Genomic DNA, 20,491 nt, shown 5'->3' with positions numbered 1-20,491 from the left:
CGCCGAGTTTGCAGAGGCGGATGCGTGAATACGGTAGCCGCCTGCGGGGCGAGGAGCGCGGACACCGCGTCGTGCCCGCGATGAGCGGCGGCGACGCCGAGGAGGCGCCTTCGACGTCAGCGCCTCAATGGGCCGCGATGCGCCGGCTCGGGACGATGTCGTTGGCGATGACCTCGCCGAACGGGCCGTTGTTGCGGGCGTTCGTGGGCGCGACGCCGGTGGTGGCGCGCAAGGGCAGCTTGGGGAAGACCAGCTCGGCGAAGCGGTAGGCCTCCTCCAAGTGCGGGTAGCCCGACAGGATGAAGCGGTCGATCCCGAGGTCGATGTACTCCTTCATCCGGTCGGCGACCTGATCGGCCGAGCCGACCAGGGCGGTGCCGGCGCCGCCGCGCACCAGGCCGACGCCGGCCCAGAGGTTCGGCGAGACCTCGAGCTTGGTGCGGTCGCCCCCGTGCAGGGCCATCATCCGGCTCTGGCCGACGGAATCCTGGCGCTTCAGGGTGGCCTGCGCCTTGGCGATGGTCGCGTCGTCGAGGCGCGAGATCAGGCTCTCGGCCGCGGCCCAGGCCTCGCCCTCCGTCTCCCGCACGATGACGTGCAGGCGGATGCCGTAGGAGAAGGATTTTCCTTTCCGGTCGGCCGCTTCGCGGGCCTTGGCGATCTTCTCGGCGACGCCCGCCGGGGGCTCGCCCCAGGTGAGGTAGACCTCGCAATGCTCGGCCGCGACCTCGATGCCGGCCGGCGACGAGCCGCCGAAGTAGAGCGGCGGATAGGGCGTCTGCACCGGCGGGAAGATCACCCGGCCCTCCTCCACCCGGAGGTGCTTGCCTGCGTAGCTGACCGTCTCGCCGGCCATCAGCCCGCGCCAGATGTGCAGGAACTCGTCCGTCACGACGTAGCGCTCGTCATGGTCGAGGAAGACGCCGTCGCCGCGCAGCTCCACCGGGTCGCCGCCCGTGACGACGTTGATGAGCAGGCGCCCGTCCGAGATCCGGTCGAGGGTCGCGGCCATGCGGGCGGCCATGGACGGCTCCTGCAGGCCGGGGCGCACGGCCACGAGGAAGCGCAGCCGCTTCGTCAGGGGCGCCAGCGCCGAGGCCACCACCCAGGAATCCTCGCAGGAGCGCCCGGTGGGCAGGAGCACGCCGTAATAGCCGAGCTCGTCCGCGGCCTGGGCGATCTGGCGCAGATAGGCGAGCGAGACGTCGCGGGCGCCCTCCTGGGCGCCGAGGTAGCGGCCGTCGCCGTGGGTCGGGAGGAACCAGAGAACGTCGGTCTGACCGGTCATGGGAAATCTTTCTTGGACGGGGAGGCGGCGCTCAGGACGGCGCGCGCTCGGACAACAGGTGGTCGAGGATGCGGCCTTCCAGGGCCGCGAGGTCGGCATCGCCCCGCCGGCGCGGGCGCGGCACGTCCACGGCGACGTCGAGGGCGATGCGGCCGGCCTCCACCACGAGGATGCGGTCGGCCATCGCCACGGCCTCGGCGACGTCGTGGGTGACGAGGATCGCGGTGAAGCCCTGCGCCCGCCAGATCCGCTCGATCATCGCCTGCATGTCGATGCGGGTCAGGGCGTCGAGGGCGCCCAGGGGCTCGTCGAGGGCGAGCAGCCCCGGGCGGCTGACGAGGGCGCGGGCGAGCGCCACCCGCTGGCGCTGGCCGCCCGACAGGGTCGCGGGCCAGTTGCCGGCCTTCTCGGAGAGGCCGACCTCGGCCAGCGCCGCTTGCGCCCTGGCGCGGCGCTCGGCCTTGCGGCCGCCCTCGCCGAGGCCCACCGCCACGTTGTCCACGACCCGGGCCCAGGGCAGCAGGCGCGGCTCCTGGAACATGATGCGCTTCGGGGGCGTGCGCACGGCGCCCGACTCGAGGGCGATGCGGCCGGCGCTCGGCTGCTCCAGGCCGAGGATCAGGCGCAGCAGGGTGCTCTTGCCGCAGCCCGAGCGCCCGACCACGGCCACGAACTGCCCGGCCGGGATGTGCAGGTCGAGGCCCTCGATCACCGTGTGACCGTCGAAGTCCTTCCGCAGGTCGCGCAGGGTGACGCCGATGCCCGTGGCGGATGGCGCGGGCGCGGTCCGGGCCGGCGCCTTCGGGGCGGCGACCGGGCGGGGGTTCGGATCGCGGATCGGGGAATCCTCGGGGACGCGGAGGGCGGTGGCGAGCATGGGACGGACCGTCGAAGGGGAGATGAGGATTTCGGGAGGAGAGCCGCCGCCGCGTCACGCGTTCCGGTAGGCCGGGTTCCAGGCCAGGAACCGGCGCTCCAGCAGGCGGGTGACCGCGTCGGCGGCCTTGCCGAGGCCGGCATAGATCACGATCGCCAGCACCACGACGTCCACCAGCATGAACTCGCGGGCCTGCATCGCCATGTAGCCGAGTCCCGAGGAGGCCGAGATCGTCTCGGCCACGATGAGCGTCAGCCACATGATGCCCAGCGCGTAGCGCAGGCCCACGAAGATCGAGGGCAGCGCGCCGGGCAGGACCACGCGGGTGAAGAGCGTGGTGGGCGACATGCCGTAGACCCGGCCCATCTCCACGAGCTGCGGGTCCACCGAGCGGATGCCGTGCAGGGTGTTGGCGTAGACGGGGAAGAACACCCCGATCGCCACGAGGAAGAGCTTGGCCTCCTCGTCGATGCCGAACCACAGGATCACCAGGGGGATCAGCGACAGGTGCGGGATGTTGCGGATCATCTGCAGCGTCGTGTCGGTGAGGCGCTCGGACAGGCGCGACAGGCCGTTGGCGAGGCCGAGGGCGAAGCCGATGCCGCCGCCGATGAGGAAGCCGACGGCCGCCCGGGCGAAGCTGATCGAGAGGTTGGTCCAGAGCTCGCCGCTGCGCGCCGCCTCCCAGCCCGCCGCGACGACCCCCGAGGGGGCCGGCATGAACCGGGTGGAGACGAGGCCCGTCGAGGCGGCGACCTGCCAGCCGAGCAGGATCACGGCGGGCACGAGCCAGGGCGTCAGGCGCTCGAGGGTGCGGGTGGTGAGGGACGGGGTCATTCTGCGGTCAGCCCTTGCTCGCCGGGGGAGCCGGCGGCGTCCACACGGCATCGCGGACGCGGATGGGGTTGGCGATCAGGCCCAGGGCCTGGAAGCGGTCGGCCACGCGCTGCTGGCCGGCGATGACCGCCTCGGTGAGCGGCGCGATGACGTAGACGCTGCGGTCGACGGCGCGCTGCGTCGCGTCGAGGGGCACGCCGGTGCCCTTCGACAGCAGGGCGGCCACCTCCGGGCGATGCGCCTCGCACCAGGCGGCCACCTCGGCGAGAGCGCCGACCGCCGCCTGGACCACGGGGGCGTTGCCTTGCGTGAAGTCCCGGTTGCCCAGGAAGAAGTTGGTGGGCTTCTCGATCTCGGCGGCACTGGCCAGGATGCGGGTGCCGGGCTGGCGCTCGGCGATGGCGAAGTACGGGTCCCAGATCGCCCAGGCGTCCACGGCGCCCCGCGCGAAGGCCGCCGCCGCATCCGCCGGCGCCAGGGTCACGGGCTCGATGTCCGTGTAGGCCAGCCCCGCCTTCTCCAGGGCGCGGACGACGAGGTAGTGGGCGCTCGATCCCTTGGCGAAGGCGACGCGCTTGCCCTTGAGGTCGGCGAGCGTCCCGAGGGGCGACCCCTGCGGCACCAGGATCGCCTCGCCGGAGCCGCCGGCATCCTGGGCCGCGACGTACAGGAGGGAATTGCCGGCGGCCTGGGCGAAGACCGGGGGTGGCGCGCCGGTCTGGCCGAAATCGATGGCGCCGACGCCGAGGGCCTCGAGGACGGGGGGCCCGAACGAGAACTCGGTCCAGCGCACGGACACGCCCAGCGGCTTCAGCGCCCGCTCGATGGCGCCCTGCTGCTTGGCGACGACGAGGATGCCGTTCTTCTGGTAGCCGATCCGGAAGGTGCCGGCCTCCCCGGCCCGGGACGGGGCGGGCAGGCTCGCCGCCAGGGCGCCGGCGAGGAGGGTGCGTCGGGAGAGCATCGGCGGGGCGCCTTCAGCCGGCGCTGGCGAAGGCGGCGACCGGGGCCTCCGGCGCGGCGATCCGGGCGGCCCGGGCCTGGAGCAGGTCCGCGAGCTGGCTCGCGGCGTCGGCGATGCGGGCCTTCACGCCGTCGTCGACGAGGACGCCGTCGCGAAAATCCGCGTCGGAGCCGTAGACCGCGCTCGGGATGGTGTGGGCGCTGAAGAACCCGAAGAGCGGGCGTAAGGAATGCTCGACCACGAGCGCGTGGCGCGGGCCGCCGCCGGTGGCCGAGAGGATCACGGGCTTGCCCACGAGGGCGGCCGGGTCGACGAAGTCGAACAGGTGCTTGAACAGGCCCGTATAGGCACCCTTGTAGACCGGCGAGCCGACGATGAGCGCGTCGGCGCCCTCGATGGCCTCGACGATGCGGCGGGCCGGCAGCGGCAGCAGGTCCCGCGACCAGGCGGCCCCGAGGCCCGTGCCGGCATCCACCATGTCGAACAGGCGGATCTCGGCCCGCAGGTGCGTGCCCACCGCCTCGGCGAGGGACTCGGCCAGCGCCCGGGTCTTCGAGGGGCGCTGGAGATTGGCGGTGAAGCCGACGATGCGGGGCAGCGACATAGGGTGACTTTCGTGGACGCCAAAGATCTCCAGACGTGACGGCGCCATCGCTCAAGACGAGCGCTGGCCAACTCTGGACATTCGAGAGATCTGTGCTCTGTGAACCGGGCTCAGCCACGGGTTTTCCGTGACGTCGTTCTGACGAAAACGTGCCCGTTGCACGCACGAGAATCAATGAAACGTTCTTTTGAATGCGTGCCACGGCGGAGAGGATCTCTCCGGACTGCGCGCCCCCGGGAGATGATCCCGTTCGACAGGCATTATCGTGCCGAGAATTTCGTCATAGCGAGACTTTCACCGCCGGACGGCGTCGGGCCTCGTCCACGCGGGACGGCGCCCGGGATCGCGTCTCAGACGACGGCGTCGTCGAGCACGCCCTGCAGCACGACCCGGCGGAACGCCGCCAGGAGGTCGGCATCGAGCTTGGGCACCATGCCCTGCATCAGGGCATGGGCCTCCCCGTGGGGCAGCGGATCGCGATAGGGGCGCCGCTCGGTCAGGGCCGAGTGGATGTCGCAGATGGTGACGAGGCGCACGAGATCGGGGATCGCCGCCCCCGCGAGGCCGTCGGGATAGCCGCTGCCGTCGAGCATCTCGTGGTGCGAGCGCACCACGGCGAGGGTCGCGGCGTCGAATCCGCCCTGGGCGGCGAGGAGGTCGGCGCCGACGGCCGGATGGGTGCGCATCACCGCCATCTCCTCCGCGGTGAGGCGGCCGGGCTTGTTCAGGATCGCCAGGGGGATCTTCGCCTTGCCGACATCGTGCAGGAGGGCGGCCTGGGCCAGGCGCTTCTGGTCGGCGCGGGCGAGTCGCAGGCCGGCCCCGAACGCGGCGGCGTAGCCGGCGACGCTGAGGGAGTGCTGGTAGAGCTGCTGGTCGTGGCTCTGGATGACGTCGAGCCAGGTGCGGATGCCGGAATCGGAGACGGCCGCCAGGATCAGCTCCGTGCCGGCATCGACCCCCTCCGCGCTCACGGGACGGCCGGCCTCGGCCGCCTCGAAGGCGCCCGCCACCAGGCCGACGGCGGCCCGCGCCCGCTCGGCGATGTCCCGGACCTTCCGGATGGGGGCGGCGACGGCGCTCCGGCGGGCGGCCTGCCAGGCGTCCACGAGGGCGAAGAGGGTGGCGAGGACCGCCGTGCGGGGTGCATCCGCCGGCAGGGTGCGGGTGGCGACGGCGGCTCGGCCGCGCGCGGCGGGGGGCCGGTTGGTGAGCTCCAGGCTCGCGATCCGGGCGCCGTGGAGCCGGACGATCCAGGCGGCGGCGAGGCGCGCGTCGCCGGTGATGTCGACCACGGCGACGAGGGGCAGCACCGCCGGCAGGGCCTCGCGGGGCTCGATGCAGCGGCAGGCGAGCACGTTCTCGACGGCGCGGCAGAGCAGGGCCGCCAGTTGCGGCCTGTCCGAAACGATGAGAACGGAATTGTCCTGGGTCACGAGCGGGTCCGTCAACCTGGTGCGCGGTCCGGCTTCCGAGCCCGACCCTCAACATTTGACACGAAATCATTATCGAACAATTCACGACAAAGCATCAGGCAGTCGTGGTGCCCCGTCTACGTGGTCTCCGCGAATGAGCGACGGGTGTCAGTGCCTGAGACATCCCGTTTCGGCACAGGTCAGGCGGCGCAGGCGCGCCGAGAGCTTGTCAACCTCTCGATGCGAGCGCCGCCGGCGGGGGTCCGTGCGGGTGGATGCGCCGGCGACGACGGGCGGCACGGGAGCCGGCGCACCACGCCGCCGCCGGGCGGCGCCCCCGCACGACGCTCCCCGCCGGGACGGCCGCACGGCGTGTGGGCCGGCAGCCATCGGCGGTCGTGGACTTTTGCGGCGCGGTCGCGCACCTCGTGCCCGCCCGACTCGGATGCGGGCGGCGGGCGGCGATGACGGAGAACGGGCGATGAACCGGCGTGAGGCGGTGGCGGCGGCCCTGGCGCAGGCGGCGCCGCGCCTGCCCGATTTCGAGACCGAGGCGGTGATCGACCGCGCCCTGGCGAGCCCGGGCCTGCGCAACGCGCGCCCGGACAACGCGGCCTGGCTCGCCCTCGTGGCCTATGCCCGTCACGTCTTCACCGAATACGACGACCTTCTCGCGGAGGGCTACGACCGCGACAGCGCCCGCCACTTCGTCCTCGACGACCTCAACGCCGCCCTCGCCGCCTGGGGCTCGCGCCGCCGGGTTTCGGAAGAGGAGGACGAAGCCCCGTGAGCCCGATCACGGTCGCGTGGGCTCCGGTGCTGGGTTGCATCCGGACGGGTTGCACCGCGCCGGCGCGAACGGCATCGTCCCGCCGCGCCGGCCCATCCGTCCGGGCCGGGCCAAGGGGAGGGAACCCATCGTCATGAAGATCAGCGCACGCAACGTCCTCAAGGGCAAGGTCGTCTCGGTCGAGAAGGGGGCCACCACGGCCCATGTGAAGATCGAGATCGCCGGCGGCCAGCTGGTCACCGCCTCGATCACCAACGAATCCGTCGACAGCCTGAAGCTGACCGTGGGCGGCGAGGCCTATGCCGTGGTGAAGTCGTCCGACGTCCTGGTGGCGGTGGATTGAGGACGATGCGCCGGCTCGCCGCGATCGCGCTCTCCGCCGCTCTCCTGGCGCCGTCCGCCGGCCGGGGGCAGGCGCAGCCCGCCGGCGAGACCGGCGCGTCGCCGCCCGCGGACCCGGCGGCCTGCACGCAGTTCGACTGGTCGCTCCTGCGCGAGCAGGCCTGGTTCTCGGCCGCGAGCCTGCCGCGGGTGGAATCCGGCGGCACCCTGCCGGCTGCGATGCCGGCCGCGATCCTCGCCCTGAAGCCGCAGGAGGCGGTCGCCCCGCCCGTCGCGCCCTCGCGGGCGCCGAAGCCCGGCTCCTATGGCGGCGTGCTGCACCTCGCGGCGCCCCTGGCCCCCGGCGCCTACCAGGTCACCCTGTCGGACCGGGCCTGGATCGACGTGAGCCAGGACGACCGGACCACGCGGCCCCCGACCGCCAGCACGATGCGCCCCGGCTGCCCGATGCTCGCCAAGAGCGTGCGGTTCCAGCTCGGCACCGCGCCGATCACCCTCCTGATCAGCGGGGCGCCCGCCGACACGATCCGGATCGCCGTGGCGCCGGTGGAATAGGGCGGCACCGCGGACCCTCGACGGGGCGATCCCCGATGGACTAGCGTGGGCGTGAACCGCGAACCTTCGCCTCAGACGATCCTCGGCGCCCCGCCCGGCGGGGACGCGATCCCGGGAGCCCTCCGCTGACCCTTCGCCTCCGCCTCGCGACGTTCCTGCTCCTCGGCTCCTGTCTCGGCCTGCCCGCTGCGGCCCAGGACCGGGGTAGCGTCAACCCGAAGCCCCTGCCGCCGCTCGCCAACCCGGACGCGCCGGACACGCCGGCCAAAGCCCTGTTCGGCCGCGCCACCACCCCGGCCCCCGGCCCCGCCCAGGCCTACGGCTCCTATGCCAAGGGCTGCTTCTCGGGCGGCGAGGCGCTGGCCGTGGACGGGCCGACCTGGCAGGTGATGCGCCTGTCGCGCAACCGGACGTGGGGTACCCCGCCCCTCGTCGACTTCCTGGAGCGCCTGGCCGCCAAGGCGCCTCGCATCGGCTGGAACGGCCTCCTCGTCGGCGACATGTCCCAGCCGCGCGGCGGGCCGATGCTGACCGGCCACGCCTCGCACCAGCTCGGCCTCGACGCCGACATCTGGCTGACCCCGATGCCGGACCACCGCATGAGCCGGGTCGAGCGCGAGGAGACCTCCGCCACCAACGTGGTCCGCCCCGACCGCCTCGACATCGACCCGCAGGTCTGGACCCCCGAGCACCTCAAGCTGATCCGGATGACGGCGCAGGAGCGCGAGGTGGCGCGCATCTTCGTCAACCCGGCGATCAAGAAGGCCCTGTGCCGCGAGGCCGGCGGCGACCGCGCCTGGCTCTCGAAGGTGCGGCCGATGTACGGGCACAACTACCACTACCACATCCGCCTCGCCTGTCCGGCGGGCCAGGACCAGTGCGGCGACCAGGCCCCGCCGCCCTCCGGCGACGGCTGCGGCGAGGAGCTGGCCTACTGGTTCAGCGACGCGATCATGAACCCGAAGCCCGCGACGAAGCCGCCGCGCCCGAAGCCGCCGATGACGATGGCGGCCCTTCCCACCGCCTGCCGGGCGGTGCTGAAGGCGCGCTGAGGACCTCTCCCGCCGCCCCCCACCGCGGGGGCGGCCAGCCGGACGACAGGACACCGATGGGCGAACGGATCACGATCACGGCCGGCGACGGCACGCAGGCGGTCATCGACGCCGACGGGGCCGAGCCCGTCTCCTGGCAGGTGGGCGGCCGCGACTATCTCTGGAGCGGCGACCCCGCGCACTGGAACCGGCACGCGCCGTGGCTTTTCCCGGTGGTCGGCGCCTCCACCGACGGCACGGTCCATGTGGGCGACGCGGCCTACCCGATGCCGCAGCACGGCTTTGCCCGCGACCTGCCCTTCACGGTGATCGAGCGGTCCGGCGACAGCGTGAGCCTGCGCCTCACCGACAGCGCCGAGACGCGGGCGCACTACCCCTATGCCTTCCGCTTGGACATCACCGCCCGGGTCGGCCCCGGCCTGCTCGACCTCGAGATCTGGATCGAGAACACCGACACGGTGCCCCTGCCCTACGGGCTCGGCTTCCACCCGGCCTTCCCCTGGCCCTTCGCCGGCGGCGCCCGCGCGGCCGGGGGCGGCTACGCCGTCCGGTTCGAGCACCCGGAGCGCCCCTTCGCCCCCGAGGTCGGAGCGGGCGGCCTCCTCCTGCGCGACGAGCGGCCGATCCCCCTGGAGGGCGACACCCTGCCTCTCGATCCGGCGCTGTTCACCGAGGCCCTGGTCTTCCGGGATGCGGCGAGCAGCTGGATGCGCTTCACAGGCCCCGACGGCGCGGCGATCCGCCTGGCGGTGTCGGACTTCCCCCACCTCGCGGTCTGGACCAAGCCGACGGCCCCCTTCCTCTCGCTGGAATGCTGGACCGGCCATGCCGACTGGGACGGTTTCGCGGGCGACCTCACGGGCCGGGATTCGCAGCGCCTGCTGGCCCCGGGCGGACGGGCGCGCCACGGGGTGACCCTGTCGTTCGAGCGGGAGAGCCGGGCATGACGGAGACCGTCTTGGCCGCCACGTCCTCGGGGGAGGCTTTCTCGGCGGAGGCCTGGACGCGCAACGCGGCGGCCTACGAGGCCATCCGCACCATGCCGTTCAACGCCGAGCTCGCCGCCGGCACCCTCGGGCAGGCGCGCTTCATCCACTACATCGTGCAGGACGCGCACTACCTCGTGGGCTTCGGCCGGGCCCTGGCGCTGGCCGCCGCCAAGGCGCCGAACCCCGACCGGATGGTGCAGTTCGCCCGGGCGGCCGAGACCGCCATCGTGGTGGAGCGCTCGCTCCACGGCGGCTTCTTCCGCGATTACGGCATCGACGCCGAGACCTTCGCGCAGACCCCGCTCTCGCCGCCCTGCGACCACTACGTCTCCTACCTCGTCGCCACCGCCTATGCGGAGCCCTACGAGGTGGTGCTCGGCGCGCTGCTGCCCTGCTTCTGGATCTATGCCGAGATCGGCCGGGACATCTTTTCCCGGGCGCGGGCCGACAATCCGTACCGCGCCTGGATCGACACCTATGCGGGCGAGGACTTCGCGCAGGCGGTCGCCGCCATGATCGCGGCCACCGACGAGGCGGCCCGGGGCGCCTCGCCGGAGGTCCGGGCCCGGATGCACCGCGCCTACACCCAGGCCACCCGCCTCGAATACCTGTTCTGGGACGGAGCCTATCGCGGAGCGGCCTGGCCGGTCTGAGGCGAGGGGCTTCGCCCCATCAAACGGCCTGGAGCCGGGGTCCCCGAGCCTGGGCAGCCGGACGGGTCCGGTCGCGGAACCGGTCCCGGGCGGCGCGGGCCGCCTGCTCGACGCTGCGGTAGACCGTGCCGTCGAGGGGGGCGAAGGCGCGGCTCGACGCGAAGAAGCGCACGCCCCCGGGCTCCGGAACGGCGATCCCGGCGGTGATCTCGCCGATCTCGATGACCCGCGGCGGGGCGGGCTCGGCATGGAGGCGGTTGCGGGCGCGCTCCGCCCGGTGATCCACGAGGCTGGGGGCCGCGTGCAGGCGATTCAGCGCCCGCTCGGCCTCGATCTGAAGATGCGGCATGACAAGGACTCCGGTGGCCGGCGCGGGGCCGGCGCGAGACGAACGGTGGGACGCGAGGGGATGGTCAGCGTCGACAACGGCCGTGTTGGGACCGGAGACGCGGGGCATCGCCCCGCGGGAAGCATGCGTTGCAGACAGTCACGGCAAGTCATCCTTTCCGAGAAGGACCACGAGGCGCGAGCGCATCGCGGTGCTTTAGCGTTTGATGACGCGGCGCAAGCTACACACTTCAAATCACCGCGGCGCGGCGACACCTCCAGGCATCGCCGAACGTCTTGAAGATGCTCATCCCGTTGCGTTTCGTCAACGGATCGATCTTCCGAATGCAGCACAGTCGTTAGCAGAAACGGCCCCGCTCGGCCTCCGGCGCGCGTGCTTCCTTCGCAGACCCGATCAAGCGGCGGCGATGACGCCGGCGAGGTCCCGGTAGTCGCGGAAGATCCGGGCCGCACCGGCCCGGGTCAGGTCCGCGGCCGCCGGGTCGTGGGTCCAGTGCCCGCCGCCGCTGAAGCCGACGACGCGCATGCCGGCGGCGCGGGCCGCCGTGACGCCGGGCACGCTGTCCTCGATGACGAGGCAGGCCGCGGGGGCGACCCCCATCGCGGCGGCGGCGTGGAGGAACAGGTCGGGCGCCGGCTTGCCCCGCGCCACCAGGGTCGAGGAGAAGATCCGCCCCTCGAACAGCGGGAGCAGCCCCGTCAGCCCCAGGGAGTGACGCAGGCGCACGGGGTCGCTGCTGGAGGCGACGCAGGAGGGCAGCCCGAGGGCGGCGACCGCTGCGGCGACGCCCGCGACCGCCCGGAGCTCCCTGTCGAAGGCGCGCAGCGTGTCCGCCTTCACGGCGTCGACGAAGCCCTCGGGCTCCGCGATTCCGTAATCCTGGGCGATGTGGCCCATGATCGAGACCATCGAGGTGCCGGCGAAGCGCGCCCGCACGGTCTCGACGTCGATGGGCACGCCGATGCGGTTGAGGCCGGCGGTGAGGCGCGCCAGGCTGATCGGCTCGCTGTCCACGAGCACCCCGTCGCAATCGAAGATCACCAGCGCGAGGGGTGGGGCCGTCGCGCCGGGCGCGGGCACCGGATGGAGGAGCGTGGAGGCGTCGCGCATGGGGTTCGGTCGGGTCTCGGGTTGCGGATGGGCCCCGCGCCGCGCGGCCCCGTGCCCCGCATATGGCGCGATCGCGATCCCGCGCAAACCGCGACGCCCGGCCGAGCCACCGGTGGCTTGCGCCCGTCGGCGCGCCCTCCTACTCAGCCTGAAGGGCCGGCGCGGATGCCGGCGGGTGCGATCGGGTGCGATGGTCCGTTTCCTCAGCCGCTTCCTCGGCCTCGTCTTCCTGGCGGCGGGCTTCGTCTGCCTCGTCTACGACGGTGCCCGCTCCGTCGCGAACAACACCCCGCGCCTCACCAGCGTCAGCGACCTCGCCTTCACCCTGTTCAAGGACCGGGCGAACGCTCTCCAGGGCACGGTGGAGAGCGTCGCCCCCTGGCTCTGGAAGATCCTGGTCCTGCCCCTGACCCTGGCGCCCGCCGCCCTGATCGGGCTCGTGATCGGGGCCGTCCTGCTCTGGCTCGGACAGCCGGCGCGGGAGCGGATCGGCTTCCTCAGCGGTCCGTGAGGGCCGGTCGCGGCGGCGACCGCCGGACCGGGTGCCATTTCGCACGCGCTGCCGCCCGCCGCCTTCGCGCCATCCGGCCGAGGTGCCATAATCCCGTGCGGTCCCCATCGTAGATGAACGGGATCATCGGGGCGCGGCGCCGTTCACGTCCGATCGTCCCGACGCCTCGCCACCTGTCAGGGATCCGTCGCTCCTCATGCCCCGCATCGTCGCCGCCTCCACCCTGGCCCTCCTCCTCGGCGCCGCGCCGGTCCTGGCGCAGCCGTCCCCGGGCGCGCCCCAGCGCAACATCGCGCCCACCGGGGTGACCAAGCCGCCGGGCCGCGCGGAGGCGGGCAAGGCCCCCTATACCCGCGCCTCCACCGAGGCGGACATGGCCAAGGCCCAGCGCGCCTCGGCCGCCCGCGACAAGGCCTGGGACACCAAGATGCGCACCACCATGGGCTCGATCTGCAAGGGCTGCTGAGGCTTAGGCCGCCGGACCGCGCGCCGGTCAGGGCCCCGTGATCCGCCTGGAAGGCGTCAGCAAGCGGTTCCCCGGGGCCGAACGCCCCGCCGTCGACGCCCTCGACCTCGCCGTCGCCGAGGGCAGCGTCTGCGCCCTGATCGGCCCGTCCGGCTGCGGCAAGTCCACGACCCTTCGGATGGTCAACCGGCTGGTGGAGCCGGATGCCGGCCGCGTCCGCGTCGCCGGCACGGATGTGACGCGGACCGATCCCGTCGCCCTGCGCCGGCGCATCGGCTACGTGCTCCAGGGCGTCGGCCTGTTTCCCCACCGCAGCGTCGCCGACAACATCGGCACCGTGCCGGGCCTGCTCGGCTGGCCCCGTGCCCGGATCGCCGAGCGGGTCGACGCGATGCTCGACCTCGTCGGCCTCGACCCGGCGCAGTACCGGGCGCGCCGCCCGCACGCGCTTTCCGGCGGCCAGCGCCAGCGCGTGGGCGTCGCCCGGGCGCTGGCCGCCGATCCCCCGGTGCTCCTCATGGACGAGCCCTTCGGCGCGGTGGACCCCGTCGCCCGCGACCGCCTGCAGGCCGAGATCGGCGCCATCCTGCGGCGCCTCGGCAAGACGGTGCTCCTCGTCACCCACGACATCGACGAGGCGATGCGGATGGGCGACCGCGTCGTGCTGATGCGGGACGGCCGCATTGTCCAGGCCGATGCGCCCGAACGCCTCCTGGCCGCGCCGGCCGACGCCTTCGTCGCGGGTTTCGTCGGGCAGGACCGGGCCTTGCGCCGCCTCGCCCTGATCGCCGCCGGGAGCCTGGCGAGCCCCGGCGCCCTGCCGGAGGCCCCCACGATCGCGGCCGGGGCGTCCCTGCGGGAGGCCCTGTCACTCCTGCTCGCCACCGGTGCCGACGGTCTCAACCTCACCGGCGACGGACCGCCGGTCCACCTCACCCTGGCGGCGATCCGGGCCGAGGCGGCCCGGGCGGTGGCGTAGGGCCTGACCGGTCCCCTACTTGCACTCCTCGCGGGCGCGCTTCATCGCGTCGCCGAACCCCGCCAGGGCGTACTCGTCGCTGGTGGGATTGCCGCGCAGCGAGGTGGTCTTGACCTGCAGCTTCGGGGTGCGCCCCATCTCGGTGACCACCCGGGTCTCCTCCGCCGGGTTCTGGAGCCAGGCGTTGTTGTCCTTGGTGACGAGGCCGTAGCGGGTGGCGCCGAGGATCAGGGTCGGGTCGGTGGGCGCCGGGCCGGCATTGGCCTTGGCCTGGCTGTTCGCGGGCTTGGCCGGGAAGCCCAGCATCACCGCGACCTCGTTGGCCACGTTCTCGGCCTTGCGCACGGTGACGAAGAGGTAGGCCGTGTCGCGCCTCAGGGTCTTGGGCGAGCGCGTCTGCGGCTGGGCGATGGCGTAGCAGACGCGGGTCTTGCCCTGGCCGCTCGCGAAGACGTTCCAGTCGCCGAAGATCGCCACCGGGGTGGCCTGCTGCATGCCGGGGGCCGTCACGGCGGCCTTCGCGGCGCGCTCGCGCCCCCGGCGGGACTTCCGGCGGCCCGGGGCCTCCGCCTCCTCGGGGGCGGCCTCCTGTGTCTGGGCCTGGGCCTGGCTCTGGGCCCGGGCCGGGCCGGCCGCGAAGGGATGGGGGGCGCCGACCAGGGCGGCGGGACCGGACAGGACCAGGATGGCGGCCCCGAGCCGGAGGCCGCGTCGCAGAACAGGAACCATGGAAGACCCTTCGGGACGTCGCCGGACCGGGAGCCCGGCCGACCGTCCGGATGTGCGACGCCGCGCGGCGCCGGTTTCAGGATTGCGTGTCCCGCCCCGATTAGGCGGCGTGGGGCTCGGCGGCGAACACGCCCGGCAGCGCCGCCATCACGCTCGCGAGGGCGGGTGCGGCCAGCGTCGACAGGGTGGGGGACTCCGCGGGGTCCGGGCCCGTCGCCTCGAAGGCCGCGAGCCTCTGCACCCGCGGCAGCGCGCGGGGCTCCGGATCGTTGTAGGGCGTGTTGTAGCACTTGCGCACCGAGGCCCAGAAGGCGGCCCGGTCGGCCTCGGGCAGGCGGCTCAGGGCGGCGTCGATCAGCGCCGTGGCTTCGGCCGCGAGGGCGGGGACGTCATCCGGCGCGATCCGGCTTTCAGCGGGCATGAGCAGATCTCCGAGGGGCTCGGGACAGGGTCCTACACAGCATCACATAGCTGAGCCGTGAACGCACCTGCCCCGAGTCCGGTTCTTTTCGGGTCAGTCCAAATCGGTTCGATCCCTCCGGGATGGCGGATGGGGGCTTCGGTCGAGCGCCGCGCAGGCTTGCCGAGAGGGGCACCGCTCCGATGACGCGGCGTCCGCATCAGTCCTGCCCGAGGGCCGCGAGCCAGCGGTTCGCCTGCGACCGCACGTTGTCCGGCGCGGTGCCGCCGTAGCTGGTCCGGCTCGTGACCGAGTTCTCGACCCCGAGCACGGCGTAGACCGCCTGCGTGATCCGGGGCTCGGCGGCCTGCATCTCGGCCAGGGTGAGTGCCTCCAGCCCGACGTTGCGGGCGGAGGCCGCGCCGACGAGGCGACCGGTGACGTGGTGGGCCTCGCGGAACGGCAGGCCGAGCTCGCGCACCAGCCAGTCGGCGAGGTCGGTCGCGGTGGCGTAGCCGGAGCCGGCGGCGCGGGCCAGCACCGGGGCGTTGGGTTCGAGGTCGCGCACCATGCCGGTCATGGCGGCGAGGCACAGCGAGAGGGCCTGGAGGGCGTCGAAGGTGCCCTCCTTGTCCTCCTGCATGTCCTTCGAATAGGCGAGCGGCAGGCCCTTCATCACGATGAGCAGGCCCGTGAGCGCGCCGATGACCCGGCCGGCCTTGGCCCGCACCAGCTCCGCCGCGTCCGGGTTGCGCTTCTGCGGCATGATCGACGAGCCGGTGGTGTAGCCGTCGGAGAGCTTCACGAAGTTGAACTGGGCCGAGGTCCAGACCACCAGCTCCTCGGCGAAACGCGACAGGTGGACGGCGCAGATCGAGGCAGCGGCGAGGGATTCCAGGGCGAAGTCGCGATCGGCCACCGAGTCGAGGGAGTTCGCCGTCGGCCGGTCGAAGCCGAGCGCCGCGGCCGTGGCGTGCCGGTCGATGGGGAAGGAGGTGCCGGCGAGCGCCGCGGCGCCGAGGGGGCACTCGTTCAGGCGCGCACGGGCATCGCGGAAGCGGCCCCGGTCGCGGGCCAGCATCTCCACGTAGGCGAGGCAATGGTGCCCGAAGGTGACGGGCTGGGCCGATTGCAGGTGGGTGAAGCCCGGCATCACCGTGCCGGCATGGGCCAGCGCCTTCTCGGCCAGGGCCTTCTGCAGGCCGGCGGCCTGGGCGTCGAGGCTGTCGAGGGTGTCGCGCACCCACAGCTTCATGTCGGTGGCGACCTGGTCGTTGCGCGAGCGCGCGGTGTGCAGGCGCCCGGCCGCCGGGCCGACGATCTCGGTGAGCCGGCTCTCGACGGACATGTGGATGTCCTCGAGCTCGCGCTTGAAGACGAAGCCGCCCGCCTCGATTTCGTCGCGCACGGCCTTGAGGCCGTCCTCGATCGCAGCCACATCGGCGGAGGGGAGGATTCCCGCCTGTCCCAGCATCGCCACATGCGCCAGCGAGCCGCGGATGTCCTGGGGCGCGAGGCGCTTGTCGAACCCGATGGAGGCGTTGATCTCCTCCATGATCTCGGCGGGGCCGCTCGCGAAGCGCCCGCCCCACATCCGGTTGCTCATGTTTTCAAACGTCCTTCCAGCCGCCCTGCCCGTCCGCCCCCGGACGCAACGATGATGCCCGGCCGCAGATCTGCGCTGATCGCCGGGGCCGTCCTCGTCGCCGCACTCGGTGCGGGGCTTGCCGTATACGGGACGGGCTCGACCGGCGGCAACTCCGCCGGCCCCTGCGCGGGCTCGGTCGCGGCGGCCGCCCGCATCGCCCCCCTGGCCCGGGGCGCCGTCGCCGCCCTCCAGGTCGCGACCGTGCCGGTGCCCGCGCCGGCCCTAGCCTTCAAGGGGCCGGAGGGAACCGACGCCACCCTCGACGGCGTGCAGGGCCTGCGCCTCGTGAACCTGTGGGCGACCTGGTGCGCGCCCTGCAAGGCCGAGATGCCGGCCCTCGACCGGCTCCAGGGCCGGCTCGGCGGGCCGGATTTCAGCGTCGTGGCGATCAACGTCGACACCCGCAACCTCGCGGCGCCGCCCGCCTGGCTCAAGCAGAACGGCATCGCGCGGCTGGCCTACTATGCCGATCCCGGCGGCCGGGTCCTGCCGGCGATCCAGAAGGCCACCGGCTCCCTCGGCCTGCCCACCACCCTCCTGGTCGACGGCGCCGGCTGCACCCTCGGGGTGATGAAGGGACCGGCCGAGTGGGACAGCGCCGACGGCGTCACGCTGATCGAGGCCGCCCTCGGGCGATCCTGAATCTGACGCGGTGGGAGAGCGCGGAGGCCCCGGCCGCATCACGCCCGGATTGCCGCCAGGACGGGACACCCACCGGACGGTCGTGTTCGGTCACGGCCAGGCAGGTAAACCTTTTCGCCAATCTTGACACGCAAAGCCCCCAGTCGTCACGCAGTTCCGTCGCGACCATGATCGATCGCCATCGAGCGATGCGAATGTCTCTGCGCCTGTTCTCAGACGGAGGCCTGTCCATCATGTCACGACATGGGGCTTTCTGTTCGCGGCCGTTCTGGCCGCGCCCCTTGCGCAGGCTGCCGAACTGCCGCGCAGCGGCACCGACAGCTACTCCACGACCCACCTCACCTCCGCCTTCGTCACCATGAAGCTCGGCGAGCAGACCGTGACGACCGACGACAGCGCCGGAATCACCCGCAACGAGGCCGGCGGACCAATGTTCAACAACATGGGCACGCGCTGCCTCGGGATGCGCGAGGTCGGCGGCGGCGAGGCGCTCAACCACGGGTCCTGCATCGACAGCGACGCCGATGGCGACCAGATCTTCTCCACCGACGAAGCCAAGGGCGCCAAGGGCACGCACGTCTTCGTCGGGGGAACGGGCAAATACGCCGGGATGTCGGGGACGGCGGATTACACGAGCCAGTCGGTGAAGAGCCCGGACGGTCGCGGAATGACGCTGGTCATTCATCAGTCGAACTGGACGCTATCGCCCTGACTATTCAATCACGGGCGATGACAGATGACGATCATTCGCGACGAACATCGTCCCTCGACATGAAGACCCGTGGGAATTTTTAACGCCTGTCGCGAATGATGCGGGGACTCCCCTCCAGTCGGGCTCCTCGCCGCATGTCCCTTCGCGCCCTGTCGATCCGCACCAAGCTGTTCCTCGGCTTCGGCCTCGTCTTCGGTCTCGTGGCGGTGATCGGCGGGTCGGCCCTGATGCAGCTGCGCGCCGTCAACGGAGTGGCGCGGGAGATGCGCGACGAGCGCCTCCCGACCGTGCAGCTCCTGGGCAAGCTCCAGGTCCTGGTCCTGCGCCAGCGGGTGAATGGCGGCCGCCTGATCACCGCCGACACGCCGGCGGCCCGCACCGACGTCTCGGCCACCCTGGCCAAGCGCGAGGCCGAGATGCGCGCCGCGCAGGCCGCCTACGCCGGCCTGCCGGCCCAGCCGGAGTCGCAGGCCCTCTACCGGACGTTCGAGACGGAATGGACCGCCTACCGGACCCTGCAGGAGGGGATCGTCGCCCAGGCGCAGGCCGGAGATCTCGCCGGCGCCCAGCGCACCTACAACACCGACATGTCGACGCGCATCAACGCCGTCCTCGGCGCCCTGCAGAAGCTCGTCGAGCTGGAAGAGGGCAGCGCCCGCGCCAGCGGCGCCCGCGCCCAGGACACCTACGACACCGCCCTGCTGACCACCGCGATCCTCGTGGGCCTCGGACTGCTGATCGCGGCCGGTGCCGCCCTCGCCCTCGCCCTCGGGGTCAGCCGCCCCCTGCAGCGGATGACCGAGGCGATGCGGCGGCTCGCGACCGGCGACACGGCGGTCGCCGTGCCGGGCGCCGAGCGGGGGGACGAGATCGGCGCGATGGCGGGCGCCGTCCAGGTCTTCAAGGACAACATCCTGCGCACCCGCGCCCTGGAGGCCGAGACCGCGGCGGCCCGGGCCGGGGCCGAGGCCCTGCGCCGGGAGACCCTGCGCAGCCTGGCCGATCAGTTCGAGGCCGCGGTGGGGGGCGTCGTGGCGCAGGTCGGCACGGCCGCCGCACAGTTGCAGGACACGGCCCGCAGCATGTCGGCCAATGCCAGCGAGACGGCGCAGCGCTCCGTTTCCGTGGCCGCCGCCGCCGACCAGGCCTCGGCGAACGTCACCACGGTGGCGGCCGCCGCCGAGGAGCTCGGCTCCTCCGTCGACGAGATCGGCCGGCAGGTCCAGGGCTCGGCCCAGCTCTCCCGCGAGGCGGTGACGGAGGCCGGGCAGACCGCCACCTTCGTGCGCGACCTGAGCGAGGCGGCCCAGCGCATCGGCGACGTGGTGGCGATGATCTCGACCATCGCGGGCCAGACCAACCTGCTGGCGCTGAACGCGACGATCGAGGCGGCTCGCGCCGGCGAGGCGGGCCGGGGCTTTGCGGTGGTGGCGGCGGAGGTCAAGGAGCTCGCCAACCAGACGGCGCGGGCCACGGACGAGATCACCGGCCAGATCGCCCGCATCCAGGGCTCGACGGGCCAGGCGGTGGAGGCGATCGGCGCCATCACGGGGCGCATCCGCGAGATCAGCGACGTCGCGGCCTCGATCGCGGCCGCGGTGGAGGAGCAGGGCGCGGCGACCCAGGAGATCGTGCGCAACGTGGCCCAGGCCTCCATCGGCACCGGCGAGGTCACGCAGAACGTCTCGGGCGTCGCGGGCGCCGCCGAGGAGACCGGCGCGGCCGCCGCCCAGGTGCTGGCCTCGGCCTCGGCGCTGTCGCGCCAGTCCGAGCATCTCGGCGGCCAGGTCTCGCACTTCCTGGCCACCATCCGGGCGGCCTGACAGCCGCAATCCGGGCGGCCCCGCCCTCAGAGCAGGGCGTCCAGGCTCTCGATCACCCGCTCGGGGGGCTGATCGGCATATTCGTCCGGCAGCCCCCTGCGGTTGACCCAGACGGGGCGGAAGCCGAAGGCGGCCGCCCCGGCCACGTCCCAGCGGTTCGAGGAGCCGAACAGCACGGCCTCGGGCCCGACTCCGAAGCGGTCCGTGGCGATGCGATAGGCGGCCGGGGCGGTCTTGAAGGTTCGCGCGGACTCCACCGAGAGCACCGCGTCGAGGTGGTCCGCCAGCCCCGCCGAGCCCACCGCCCGCTCCAGCATCGCCGCGTCGCCGTTGGAGAGGATCGCGGTCCGCCATCCCGCCGCGCGCAGGGCGCGGAGCGTGCCCGGCACCTCCGGATAGGCGTCGAGGTCGCGATAGGCGTCGAGGAGCCGGGGCCGTAGCGCCCGGTCCACCTCCGGGTATCGGGCGAGGGCGTAGTCCAGGGCCTGCTCGGTCAGTCCCCAGAACGGGGCGTGGCACCCCATCAGGCCGCGCACCCAGGAATATTCGAGCTGCTTGGCGCGCCAGGTCTCGGACAGGGCGGCCGCGTCCGGCCCGATCGCGTCCGCGTGGCGCGACACCGCCGCGTGGACGTCGAACAGGGTGCCGTAGGCGTCGAAGACGGCGATGCGGGGGGATTCGGTCATGCGGGCTCCTCTGTCGCATCCGGTCGAGCGCCGCGCCGGCGCGGCGGTTCCCTCGCCTGCGAGCGAGCGG

Annotated in this window: 24 protein-coding genes; 12 read left to right on the top strand and 12 right to left on the bottom strand. The window is 73.0% G+C overall.

Annotated elements, in window-relative coordinates:
- Window positions 1-124: 124 nt before the first annotated feature.
- From ssuD to ASG63_RS02630, 6 genes are all read right to left on the bottom strand, one after another.
- Window positions 125-1,288 carry an FMNH2-dependent alkanesulfonate monooxygenase gene (gene ssuD, locus ASG63_RS02655; protein ID WP_056211773.1) on the bottom strand — a complete coding sequence of 388 codons (1,164 nt, stop codon included), beginning with the start codon at window positions 1,286-1,288 and terminating at the stop codon, window positions 125-127.
- A gap of 31 nt (window positions 1,289-1,319) precedes the next feature.
- Window positions 1,320-2,165: an ATP-binding cassette domain-containing protein gene (locus ASG63_RS02650; RefSeq protein WP_056211771.1), complete on the bottom strand. Its 846-nt coding sequence runs from the start codon at window positions 2,163-2,165 to the stop codon at window positions 1,320-1,322.
- A 54-nt stretch (window positions 2,166-2,219) separates the two neighbouring features.
- The gene (gene ssuC / locus ASG63_RS02645; protein WP_056211769.1) at window positions 2,220-3,002 is read right to left on the bottom strand and encodes an aliphatic sulfonate ABC transporter permease SsuC; all 783 of its coding nucleotides are present in this window, start codon (window positions 3,000-3,002) and stop codon (window positions 2,220-2,222) included.
- 7 nt (window positions 3,003-3,009) lie between these two features.
- Window positions 3,010-3,966 carry an aliphatic sulfonate ABC transporter substrate-binding protein gene (locus tag ASG63_RS02640; RefSeq protein WP_056211766.1) on the bottom strand — a complete coding sequence of 319 codons (957 nt, stop codon included), beginning with the start codon at window positions 3,964-3,966 and terminating at the stop codon, window positions 3,010-3,012.
- Between the two features lie 13 nt (window positions 3,967-3,979).
- A complete protein-coding gene (gene msuE / locus ASG63_RS02635; RefSeq protein WP_056211764.1) occupies window positions 3,980-4,570 on the bottom strand; it encodes an FMN reductase in 591 nt (196 codons plus the stop codon).
- Window positions 4,571-4,920: 350 nt separating this feature from the next.
- Window positions 4,921-6,021, bottom strand: a complete 1,101-nt coding sequence (locus ASG63_RS02630) for an HD-GYP domain-containing protein (protein WP_244472689.1) — start codon at window positions 6,019-6,021, stop codon at window positions 4,921-4,923.
- A gap of 409 nt (window positions 6,022-6,430) precedes the next feature.
- Here ASG63_RS02630 and ASG63_RS02625 point away from each other — a divergent pair, with 409 nt between their 5' ends.
- From ASG63_RS02625 to ASG63_RS02600, 6 genes are all read left to right on the top strand, one after another.
- Window positions 6,431-6,775 carry a DUF2293 domain-containing protein gene (locus ASG63_RS02625; RefSeq protein ID WP_056211762.1) on the top strand — a complete coding sequence of 115 codons (345 nt, stop codon included), beginning with the start codon at window positions 6,431-6,433 and terminating at the stop codon, window positions 6,773-6,775.
- A 133-nt stretch (window positions 6,776-6,908) separates the two neighbouring features.
- Window positions 6,909-7,118, top strand: coding sequence for a TOBE domain-containing protein (locus ASG63_RS02620; protein WP_055948660.1), 210 nt, complete (start codon window positions 6,909-6,911; stop codon window positions 7,116-7,118).
- Between the two features lie 5 nt (window positions 7,119-7,123).
- Window positions 7,124-7,672 (top strand): hypothetical protein, encoded by a 549-nt coding sequence (locus ASG63_RS02615; protein ID WP_056211760.1) that lies wholly within the window; start codon window positions 7,124-7,126, stop codon window positions 7,670-7,672.
- A gap of 125 nt (window positions 7,673-7,797) precedes the next feature.
- Window positions 7,798-8,724: a penicillin-insensitive murein endopeptidase gene (gene mepA / locus ASG63_RS02610; RefSeq protein WP_056211758.1), complete on the top strand. Its 927-nt coding sequence runs from the start codon at window positions 7,798-7,800 to the stop codon at window positions 8,722-8,724.
- Between the two features lie 56 nt (window positions 8,725-8,780).
- Window positions 8,781-9,671, top strand: coding sequence for an aldose 1-epimerase family protein (locus tag ASG63_RS02605; protein ID WP_056211757.1), 891 nt, complete (start codon window positions 8,781-8,783; stop codon window positions 9,669-9,671).
- Window positions 9,668-10,366, top strand: coding sequence for a TenA family protein (locus tag ASG63_RS02600; protein ID WP_056211755.1), 699 nt, complete (start codon window positions 9,668-9,670; stop codon window positions 10,364-10,366). The genes ASG63_RS02605 and ASG63_RS02600 overlap by 4 nt, the downstream gene beginning before the upstream one ends.
- Before the next feature lie 19 nt (window positions 10,367-10,385).
- Here ASG63_RS02600 and ASG63_RS02595 read toward each other — a convergent pair whose 3' ends face one another.
- Entirely contained in the window at window positions 10,386-10,715 is a 330-nt protein-coding gene (locus ASG63_RS02595; RefSeq protein ID WP_056211753.1) for a hypothetical protein, read from the bottom strand.
- Between the two features lie 393 nt (window positions 10,716-11,108).
- A complete protein-coding gene (locus ASG63_RS02590) occupies window positions 11,109-11,825 on the bottom strand; it encodes an HAD-IA family hydrolase (protein WP_056211751.1) in 717 nt (238 codons plus the stop codon).
- Window positions 11,826-12,015: 190 nt separating this feature from the next.
- On the opposite strand from ASG63_RS02590, the gene ASG63_RS02585 reads away from it, so the two are divergent.
- The 3 genes from ASG63_RS02585 to ASG63_RS02575 all read left to right on the top strand — a co-directional run bounded on the left by ASG63_RS02585 (window position 12,016) and on the right by ASG63_RS02575 (window position 13,781).
- Entirely contained in the window at window positions 12,016-12,336 is a 321-nt protein-coding gene (locus ASG63_RS02585) for a hypothetical protein (RefSeq protein WP_056211749.1), read from the top strand.
- A gap of 196 nt (window positions 12,337-12,532) precedes the next feature.
- Complete coding sequence (locus ASG63_RS02580; RefSeq protein WP_056211747.1) at window positions 12,533-12,802, top strand: hypothetical protein; 270 nt, start codon at window positions 12,533-12,535, stop codon at window positions 12,800-12,802.
- A 37-nt stretch (window positions 12,803-12,839) separates the two neighbouring features.
- Window positions 12,840-13,781: an ABC transporter ATP-binding protein gene (locus ASG63_RS02575; protein WP_056211745.1), complete on the top strand. Its 942-nt coding sequence runs from the start codon at window positions 12,840-12,842 to the stop codon at window positions 13,779-13,781.
- A gap of 15 nt (window positions 13,782-13,796) precedes the next feature.
- Here the strand turns inward: ASG63_RS02575 and ASG63_RS02570 are convergent, their stop codons facing one another.
- The 3 genes from ASG63_RS02570 to argH form a co-directional block, all read right to left on the bottom strand.
- Window positions 13,797-14,510, bottom strand: a complete 714-nt coding sequence (locus ASG63_RS02570) for a hypothetical protein (protein WP_056211743.1) — start codon at window positions 14,508-14,510, stop codon at window positions 13,797-13,799.
- Window positions 14,511-14,610: 100 nt separating this feature from the next.
- A complete protein-coding gene (locus ASG63_RS02565) occupies window positions 14,611-14,931 on the bottom strand; it encodes a hypothetical protein (protein WP_056211741.1) in 321 nt (106 codons plus the stop codon).
- 199 nt (window positions 14,932-15,130) lie between these two features.
- Window positions 15,131-16,516 (bottom strand): argininosuccinate lyase, encoded by a 1,386-nt coding sequence (gene argH, locus ASG63_RS02560; protein ID WP_056211739.1) that lies wholly within the window; start codon window positions 16,514-16,516, stop codon window positions 15,131-15,133.
- Between the two features lie 51 nt (window positions 16,517-16,567).
- On the opposite strand from argH, the gene tlpA reads away from it, so the two are divergent.
- The 3 genes from tlpA to ASG63_RS02545 all read left to right on the top strand — a co-directional run bounded on the left by tlpA (window position 16,568) and on the right by ASG63_RS02545 (window position 19,735).
- On the top strand, window positions 16,568-17,200 hold the full coding sequence (gene tlpA, locus ASG63_RS02555) for a thiol:disulfide interchange protein TlpA (protein WP_443189767.1): 633 nt from the start codon (window positions 16,568-16,570) through the stop codon (window positions 17,198-17,200).
- 358 nt (window positions 17,201-17,558) lie between these two features.
- Window positions 17,559-17,912: a hypothetical protein gene (locus ASG63_RS02550; protein ID WP_056211737.1), complete on the top strand. Its 354-nt coding sequence runs from the start codon at window positions 17,559-17,561 to the stop codon at window positions 17,910-17,912.
- 134 nt (window positions 17,913-18,046) lie between these two features.
- Window positions 18,047-19,735: a methyl-accepting chemotaxis protein gene (locus ASG63_RS02545; RefSeq protein WP_056211736.1), complete on the top strand. Its 1,689-nt coding sequence runs from the start codon at window positions 18,047-18,049 to the stop codon at window positions 19,733-19,735.
- A 26-nt stretch (window positions 19,736-19,761) separates the two neighbouring features.
- Here ASG63_RS02545 and ASG63_RS02540 read toward each other — a convergent pair whose 3' ends face one another.
- Complete coding sequence (locus ASG63_RS02540; RefSeq protein WP_056211734.1) at window positions 19,762-20,421, bottom strand: haloacid dehalogenase type II; 660 nt, start codon at window positions 20,419-20,421, stop codon at window positions 19,762-19,764.
- Window positions 20,422-20,491: the final 70 nt, after the last annotated feature.

Source organism: Methylobacterium sp. Leaf94 (genome assembly GCF_001426045.1).
GTDB lineage: Bacteria > Pseudomonadota > Alphaproteobacteria > Rhizobiales > Beijerinckiaceae > Methylobacterium.
Note: the sequence above shows the minus strand (reverse complement) of the source record. Positions and strands in the feature narration are given on the sequence as shown.

What these genes read in the sequence shown, in the direction of transcription:
- ssuD (WP_056211773.1), bottom strand. Translation starts at nt 1,288, where the DNA reads ATGACCGGTCAGACCGACGTTCTCTGGTTCCTCCCGACCCACGGCGAC.
- ASG63_RS02650 (WP_056211771.1), bottom strand. Translation starts at nt 2,165, where the DNA reads ATGCTCGCCACCGCCCTCCGCGTCCCCGAGGATTCCCCGATCCGCGAT.
- ssuC (WP_056211769.1), bottom strand. Translation starts at nt 3,002, where the DNA reads ATGACCCCGTCCCTCACCACCCGCACCCTCGAGCGCCTGACGCCCTGG.
- ASG63_RS02640 (WP_056211766.1), bottom strand. Translation starts at nt 3,966, where the DNA reads ATGCTCTCCCGACGCACCCTCCTCGCCGGCGCCCTGGCGGCGAGCCTG.
- msuE (WP_056211764.1), bottom strand. Translation starts at nt 4,570, where the DNA reads ATGTCGCTGCCCCGCATCGTCGGCTTCACCGCCAATCTCCAGCGCCCC.
- ASG63_RS02625 (WP_056211762.1), top strand. Translation starts at nt 6,431, where the DNA reads ATGCGGGCGGCGGGCGGCGATGACGGAGAACGGGCGATGAACCGGCGT.
- ASG63_RS02620 (WP_055948660.1), top strand. Translation starts at nt 6,909, where the DNA reads ATGAAGATCAGCGCACGCAACGTCCTCAAGGGCAAGGTCGTCTCGGTC.
- ASG63_RS02615 (WP_056211760.1), top strand. Translation starts at nt 7,124, where the DNA reads ATGCGCCGGCTCGCCGCGATCGCGCTCTCCGCCGCTCTCCTGGCGCCG.
- ASG63_RS02605 (WP_056211757.1), top strand. Translation starts at nt 8,781, where the DNA reads ATGGGCGAACGGATCACGATCACGGCCGGCGACGGCACGCAGGCGGTC.
- ASG63_RS02600 (WP_056211755.1), top strand. Translation starts at nt 9,668, where the DNA reads ATGACGGAGACCGTCTTGGCCGCCACGTCCTCGGGGGAGGCTTTCTCG.
- ASG63_RS02595 (WP_056211753.1), bottom strand. Translation starts at nt 10,715, where the DNA reads ATGCCGCATCTTCAGATCGAGGCCGAGCGGGCGCTGAATCGCCTGCAC.
- ASG63_RS02590 (WP_056211751.1), bottom strand. Translation starts at nt 11,825, where the DNA reads ATGCGCGACGCCTCCACGCTCCTCCATCCGGTGCCCGCGCCCGGCGCG.
- ASG63_RS02585 (WP_056211749.1), top strand. Translation starts at nt 12,016, where the DNA reads ATGGTCCGTTTCCTCAGCCGCTTCCTCGGCCTCGTCTTCCTGGCGGCG.
- ASG63_RS02580 (WP_056211747.1), top strand. Translation starts at nt 12,533, where the DNA reads ATGCCCCGCATCGTCGCCGCCTCCACCCTGGCCCTCCTCCTCGGCGCC.
- ASG63_RS02570 (WP_056211743.1), bottom strand. Translation starts at nt 14,510, where the DNA reads ATGGTTCCTGTTCTGCGACGCGGCCTCCGGCTCGGGGCCGCCATCCTG.
- ASG63_RS02565 (WP_056211741.1), bottom strand. Translation starts at nt 14,931, where the DNA reads ATGCCCGCTGAAAGCCGGATCGCGCCGGATGACGTCCCCGCCCTCGCG.
- argH (WP_056211739.1), bottom strand. Translation starts at nt 16,516, where the DNA reads ATGAGCAACCGGATGTGGGGCGGGCGCTTCGCGAGCGGCCCCGCCGAG.
- tlpA (WP_443189767.1), top strand. Translation starts at nt 16,568, where the DNA reads ATGATGCCCGGCCGCAGATCTGCGCTGATCGCCGGGGCCGTCCTCGTC.
- ASG63_RS02550 (WP_056211737.1), top strand. Translation starts at nt 17,559, where the DNA reads ATGAAGCTCGGCGAGCAGACCGTGACGACCGACGACAGCGCCGGAATC.
- ASG63_RS02545 (WP_056211736.1), top strand. Translation starts at nt 18,047, where the DNA reads ATGTCCCTTCGCGCCCTGTCGATCCGCACCAAGCTGTTCCTCGGCTTC.
- ASG63_RS02540 (WP_056211734.1), bottom strand. Translation starts at nt 20,421, where the DNA reads ATGACCGAATCCCCCCGCATCGCCGTCTTCGACGCCTACGGCACCCTG.